This is a genomic window from Oribacterium sp. KHPX15 (assembly GCF_900107835.1).
In the GTDB taxonomy this organism is placed as follows: Bacteria; Bacillota; Clostridia; order Lachnospirales; family Lachnospiraceae; genus Oribacterium.
In genome coordinates this window covers 1-5,714 of sequence record NZ_FNRG01000063.1, presented here as the reverse complement: position 1 = coordinate 5,714, position 5,714 = coordinate 1, and the positions used below count along the sequence as shown (strand labels likewise).

Sequence of the window (5,714 nt, the reverse complement as noted above, 5' to 3'; positions counted from 1 at the left end):
CGGGATAAAAAATTGGCACCGGGTTTTGTACCCTGTGCCAGTTAACCTAGAACCTTCTTGAATTAATTCTGATTCGAGAACTAACCTTCGGAGCCTCAGCTCCATGAAGATTGCAACTGGCTGGCCTTTCGGCCCCTGTAGTTTTGCGTCGCCGGATTTCTCCGGGTTTGCCCAACTAAGATCTAGGTTGGATCTTAGTTTAAAGAGAAGCGAACCGTTTTTTCTGGTTCCATTCTTTTCTCATCTCCTCTTTACAATTCTAATTATACTCTAAATTATTTAAATTGCAATAACTTTAGTTAAAATTAATAAATTAATTTTGGTTTTTAATTTGTTTATAGCGTTCTTATTTTTAAGGTTTTGGACTTTCTAAACGTTTTCTTATATCCTAATCCCATAATCAAGACAATTTCAGCATATTTTTGCCCAAAGAATCGGCAACAATTAAAATGTTGCCGTTAGAATTAGAGTGATCAATCATTTCTTCTCATATCCTGTAATCATTGTCATCACAAAACAGAATACTGTAGCCCATGCAAAAAACTTATGCCATTTCATAAATACTTGTTTCCTTTCCTTATCTTTGTTCCATTTCTCTATCTTTACTTCGTCACCCGAATGGACATACCTGATCTGGTCGCCCATTGTGATCCTGAGTATCTTATAAGCTGTTTCCCCTGTACAATGACAGGTATAGAACATGGTCGGGCATTTCTTCAATTCCCTTCCGGTTTTCAGGAGCTCGTTTATTTCATCCTTTGTGTATTTTTCTTTTTTCATCAGATGGAAGCCGCTGATCACTGCGTCCGGGAATGAATCATACTTATCCTTGTAAGCATCAAGGATGTTTGGTATTCCGTTATGTGCACAGCCGGACATCAGTATACTTTTACCGTCATTCTTTATTACGAGATATTGCTCATGTTTGAAATCATCCTCTACATATTTCCCGTTTTCCTTTTTCAATATGCGTTTATTCGTGAACGGCAGTTTATGTGTCCTCTTCCTTAACGTAAAAAGCTCCAGTTCATCATCTATTCTGTAATCACCGGATATTATCTTAACCTGGGGAAGATTCAAGATATCTTTATCTATCCCTATGTATTTGTATCGCTCACTGCCTGCACTTTCTCCATCGTCGGCATAATGATCATCCGATGCCGACTGTTGCATGTAAATTACAGCACTGGAATTTATCTTGGAGAATGCTTTGATTCCTCCTGAATGGTCATAATGTCCGTGACTCAGAATGACCGTATCTACCTGTGAGATGTCAATGCCTAACTTCTCTGCATTTTTTATTGTTTCATCAGATGGCCCCAGGTCTACAAGCAATTTATGTCCGGACGTCTCAACATAAAATGACAGTCCATGTGCGCTTGCACATCCTGCTTTTCCTTCTGTATTTTCTATCAGGTTTATAATTCTCATAAAAAGCCTCTTTTATTTCATTTTCCTGAAATCTCTTAAAATGCCAAAGCATTCCCTTACCATATTGTTAGGAAGATACCAGGGCACTGTATATGCTGCTATCCCGTAAACTTGGTTTTCCGTGTACCTCTTTGCCAGATGAATGCCCCGAAAGACATGGAAATTGTTTGTCACTATACCTATCCTTAATGTATCATCGCTTGTTGATCGATCCATTATCTCTTTTGAAAACAATATGTTTTCAACTGTATCCCTGGCTTTTGTTTCTGCGATGATACGCTCAGGATCAATACCTCTTGAAATGAGATATTCCTTTCCCCCGTCTCCTTCACTGACAGTCTCATTCTTACCTTTTCCGCCGGATACAATGCAGATAGTGTCAGGATTCTTCATGAGATATTCATATGCTGCATCAAGTCTGAATCTGTAGATCGTACTAGGACTTCCGCCTTTCATCTGTGCGCCAAGGACAATTATATAATCAAGATTTTCTTCACCTTTATCCTTGAAGTGACTGGCCATGGCAATAAGGCAGATGGTAAAGACTATTGCCGTTAATCCGATTATAAGGTAACCTGCACATCTTATCCCAGATGGAATCCTCATCCACCTTCCATTGCCTGAAAGATAGAATAAAAGTCCAAAAACAATTGTGCTGAATATCCATATCAAAAATGAGAATGTGCCACTTCCTACCATGTAGATACTGACAGAGTAGATAAGACTAATAAACATGAATGCCAGAAACAAATATCTTATAAAGTTCATTCCAAATCCTTCACCTGATCATCTCTAAATAATATTTCCATTCTTAATGTTCTTCTTGAGTATCTTATCAGTCACTTCCTCATAGAGCTTTTCCGATCCAAGCTTTGTCTTTTTCTGCCTTCCGTAAACCTTATCAGCTGTAGCCTTATGTTCTCTCCAGTCTCCGCCGTCATTACTTTCATTTAGTAAAAGCGGCTGTAGATTATCCATGGCATGAGCAAATCTTGACTCCGGTGTTTCATAGGTCTCAAACTCGTCAAATAACGAGATGAGTTCCCTTTTTTGGTCTTCCGGCAGAATCGAAAATATACGTTCCTTGGCTTTATCCTCTCGTTCTTTCTGAGTCTTAAGCCCCTCTTCATCATAGGCATAGGTATCGCCTGCATCAATCTCCACCACATCATGGATAAGACACATGAGCATAGTCTTGGCAATATCAATTGGCTCATTGGAATACTCTTTTAACAGATATGCCATGATCGCCATATGCCAGGCATGTTCTGCATCATTCTCTTTTCTCCCATGACCTGAGAGGCTGGTCTGTCTGAAAACGTTCTTTTCTTTATCGATCTCAAGAGAGAATTCCAGCTGTTTTTTCAAACGATCATCCATCGAAAAATTACCCCTTCATTGTTTAAACTGGCACCTTTTATTTATCTGAATCCTTTCCTTTTCTCAGCCCTTGTAATCAGCTCCGATGCCTCCTTAAAGGCAGCTTTCAGATACTCTTCCTGCCATTCTTTCCCGGCCTTTTCTTCCTTCTTTATCTCATTCCATGCTTCACGGAGTTCTTCCTCAGAAGCATATTTCATATCGCCGAATACATGAGGATGTCTTCTCAGCATCTTTTCTGATACGGTCTTAGCGATGTCATCAAAGGTGAAGAGACCTTCCTCTTCAGCCATTACGGCATGAAACATTACCTGGAGAAGAAGGTCCCCAAGTTCTTCTTTCAGGTTTTCGGAATCCTTGGTTTCTTTCAAAATATTGATCCCACAGATCACTTCAGAAGCTTCTTCAATACAGGCTGCTTTAAGACTCTCATGGGTCTGTGCTTTGTCCCAGGGGCAGCCATTCTCACTTCGTAATGTTTTAACTATATCTTTTAATCTTTCAATCTCTGTCATAAATGGTACCCCTTAACCTAAAGCTGGAAACAACAGAAGTCACTACATTATTTTAAGGTCATACCGTCCTTAAATGCGTTTCCAACTACATCACCAAGGCCAATATAGGTGTTATTACAAGGATCAAAAGTAATTGGCTTTAATTTCTTGGGATCAATCTTTCCATTAGTGATGACACTCTCAGCTGCCGAAACATTTACTATTTCACCGATAAGGATTCCATCATTAAAACTCTTAACCTTACATTCAAGTGCCATAGGAAGTTCATCGATAAGCGGAGCATTCACATACTCACTCTTTGTTGCATGGAATCCGGCCTTCTCAAACTTGTTTGGAACCTTTTTCCCTGACTCGATACCTACATAGTCGCAGGCTGCAACATAATCTTCTGTTGCCATGCTGACTGTAAATGCCTTTGTAATATTGAAATTATCAGTTGTCTTATGCTCAGCAAGGCTGATAGTGATCTCTTTAAAGTCTGTCGTGATTCCCCAGGCTGCATTCATGGCATTGGGAACACCGTTCTCATCATAGGTTCCAATGATAAGGACCGGCTGTGGCAACATAAGTGGCTTAGCTCCAAAATTAACTCTGCTCATAGTTGTTTCTCCTCGAAAGTATGCTTACAATACGCTTTCTTTACTATAGCACATGGTTCTTTACCGTATCTATTACAACAAGCCAGGAATATTATTTCTGTAATGATTATAGTATCCATGGCCGGTTCGATATGATATACATGACAAGGCGTTTTACATAAACTTTATCCAGATCCTTTTTATATATAGTGTGGAGGACTATCATGAGTGAGGAAGAGTTAAAAAGACAGCTTTTGGAAGCAGCCGGTATTTCCGTTTGGTCTAAGAAGAGCGATCCTGTAGAAACAGGCGTGAAAATAGCCAGTTTTGCACAATATCTAAAAAATAAACCAGAATCGGAGCAGCGTGCAATCATCAATGAAATCAGAATCGGAGGAATTGAGAAAGCTTTAAAATGGCTATAAAAAGTCCCGTATGAATCATCCTCACGGTGAGGATGAATCGTACGGGACTTTTTAAAGTTACTATCAGTCTGCATTAACTTATCACCATCATTATTTTAAACCTAGTTCTTAGCGGTATTATCGTACCATCGATATTTGGGATCGAGCTCCTATTTTCGCATCTTCTTTTTTGTTATTTGAGCTACATCCTTGATGCTTTTCAAATACTCTTCCTCAACCGGTGAAAGAGTGATTTCCTGGTATTTGCGATATTCATTCGTTGCTTTCTCAATCGCTTTATCATGACTGATTTTACCGGGACCTTCAAGCAGTTTTCTTTTTCCGGAGGATAGAACAGAATCAAGTTGCTCCACATAATCACTCATATACATAGGCCTATGTTCAATGGCATTGATTTCAGCCAAATCGAAATAACCAGAAACAAGATTATTAAGGATCTTTAACTCATCTTCTTTTAAATAATTCTTTGCAACACTTATATCTTTCAGTGCCGGCAGTTCCCCCGAAAAAGATGTAAGTCCCATAAAAGGTTTATCCGCATCTGCTCTTTCGTAGATAACTTCAGCTGCAGTATGCCCATGGGCTGCATAATGAAGCTTATTCTGAACAATTTTAAAGAACTGAATCGATTCATCACTTCTTGGATTATAGTCTACACTGGTTGCATATAAATCCAGAACCTGTCTGTAAAGAACCTTCTCGGAAGAACGGATATCCCTGATTCTGTCTAAGAGTTCTTTCCAGTAGTTTCCGCCACCGTTTCCCTTCAGGCGTTCATCATCCATGGCAAAACCTTTGATGATATATTCCTTCAATACAGAATTAGCCCATATTCGAAATTGCGTACCACGCTGAGATTTTACTCTGTAACCAACTGAGATTATTACATCGAGATTGAAATATTCTACATTGTATGTTTTTCCATCGCTAGCAGTTGTTGCAAAATATGCAACAACTGAATCTCGAATTAGTTCTCCCTCTTCAAATACTTTTTTTATATGTCTGGAAATTGTAGATTTATCTCTTTGGAACAGTTCCGCCATTTGATCGATTGAAAGCCAAACCGTCTCATTTTGGAGATTAACTTCCAGTTTACTCAGACCATCAGAAGTCTTATATATAATCACTTCGCCCTTATTATCCATTAGAATATATCCCTTCCATCACAAATCCCGATTGATTCTAAGTGACTCTGTAATATCGGTATTGTATTAAGCACATACAGTCATAAACCACGATTTACCACTTGGATCCCGATGCAGATAAATAAGTCTCTGCTGGTTATTAACGATCAGCTTGCATTGATATACCAGATCATTACTTGTCACAAAAACCCCATCTGGCATAGTTCTTGTCTCCTGGCCGGATAGATCTTTGTAGCCTTT

The 5,714-nt window shown here is 39.0% G+C and carries 7 protein-coding genes and 1 riboswitch; of the genes, 1 reads left to right on the top strand and 6 read right to left on the bottom strand.

Features of this window, described 5'->3' with window-relative positions; genetic code table 11:
- Nucleotides 1–108: 108 nt before the first annotated feature.
- Nucleotides 109–182, bottom strand: a riboswitch (cyclic di-GMP riboswitch).
- A gap of 295 nt (nucleotides 183–477) precedes the next feature.
- The 5 genes from BLV86_RS17020 to BLV86_RS17000 form a co-directional block, all read right to left on the bottom strand.
- Nucleotides 478–1,431, bottom strand: a complete 954-nt coding sequence (locus BLV86_RS17020) for an MBL fold metallo-hydrolase (protein WP_081828143.1) — start codon at nucleotides 1,429–1,431, stop codon at nucleotides 478–480.
- Between the two features lie 12 nt (nucleotides 1,432–1,443).
- The gene (locus BLV86_RS17015; protein ID WP_242873356.1) at nucleotides 1,444–2,037 is read right to left on the bottom strand and encodes a YdcF family protein; all 594 of its coding nucleotides are present in this window, start codon (nucleotides 2,035–2,037) and stop codon (nucleotides 1,444–1,446) included.
- Nucleotides 2,038–2,223: 186 nt separating this feature from the next.
- Nucleotides 2,224–2,811 carry an HD domain-containing protein gene (locus BLV86_RS17010; RefSeq protein WP_090819968.1) on the bottom strand — a complete coding sequence of 196 codons (588 nt, stop codon included), beginning with the start codon at nucleotides 2,809–2,811 and terminating at the stop codon, nucleotides 2,224–2,226.
- A gap of 41 nt (nucleotides 2,812–2,852) precedes the next feature.
- The gene (locus BLV86_RS17005; RefSeq protein WP_090819965.1) at nucleotides 2,853–3,326 is read right to left on the bottom strand and encodes a MazG family protein; all 474 of its coding nucleotides are present in this window, start codon (nucleotides 3,324–3,326) and stop codon (nucleotides 2,853–2,855) included.
- Nucleotides 3,327–3,373: 47 nt separating this feature from the next.
- The gene (locus BLV86_RS17000; RefSeq protein WP_090819962.1) at nucleotides 3,374–3,925 is read right to left on the bottom strand and encodes a flavin reductase family protein; all 552 of its coding nucleotides are present in this window, start codon (nucleotides 3,923–3,925) and stop codon (nucleotides 3,374–3,376) included.
- A 203-nt stretch (nucleotides 3,926–4,128) separates the two neighbouring features.
- Between BLV86_RS17000 and BLV86_RS16995 the strand changes: the two genes are divergently transcribed.
- Nucleotides 4,129–4,329, top strand: a complete 201-nt coding sequence (locus BLV86_RS16995) for a hypothetical protein (RefSeq protein WP_090819959.1) — start codon at nucleotides 4,129–4,131, stop codon at nucleotides 4,327–4,329.
- A gap of 149 nt (nucleotides 4,330–4,478) precedes the next feature.
- On the opposite strand, the gene BLV86_RS16990 is transcribed toward BLV86_RS16995, so the two are convergent.
- The gene (locus BLV86_RS16990) at nucleotides 4,479–5,474 is read right to left on the bottom strand and encodes a virulence RhuM family protein (RefSeq protein ID WP_090819956.1); all 996 of its coding nucleotides are present in this window, start codon (nucleotides 5,472–5,474) and stop codon (nucleotides 4,479–4,481) included.
- Between the last annotated feature and the right edge of the window lie 240 nt (nucleotides 5,475–5,714).

Bases quoted from the DNA above. Each gene is read 5' to 3' on its own strand.
- BLV86_RS17020 (WP_081828143.1), bottom strand. From the start codon at position 1,431: ATGAGAATTATAAACCTGATAGAAAATACAGAAGGAAAAGCAGGATGT.
- BLV86_RS17015 (WP_242873356.1), bottom strand. From the start codon at position 2,037: ATGAGGATTCCATCTGGGATAAGATGTGCAGGTTACCTTATAATCGGA.
- BLV86_RS17010 (WP_090819968.1), bottom strand. From the start codon at position 2,811: ATGGATGATCGTTTGAAAAAACAGCTGGAATTCTCTCTTGAGATCGAT.
- BLV86_RS17005 (WP_090819965.1), bottom strand. From the start codon at position 3,326: ATGACAGAGATTGAAAGATTAAAAGATATAGTTAAAACATTACGAAGT.
- BLV86_RS17000 (WP_090819962.1), bottom strand. From the start codon at position 3,925: ATGAGCAGAGTTAATTTTGGAGCTAAGCCACTTATGTTGCCACAGCCG.
- BLV86_RS16995 (WP_090819959.1), top strand. From the start codon at position 4,129: ATGAGTGAGGAAGAGTTAAAAAGACAGCTTTTGGAAGCAGCCGGTATT.
- BLV86_RS16990 (WP_090819956.1), bottom strand. From the start codon at position 5,474: ATGGATAATAAGGGCGAAGTGATTATATATAAGACTTCTGATGGTCTG.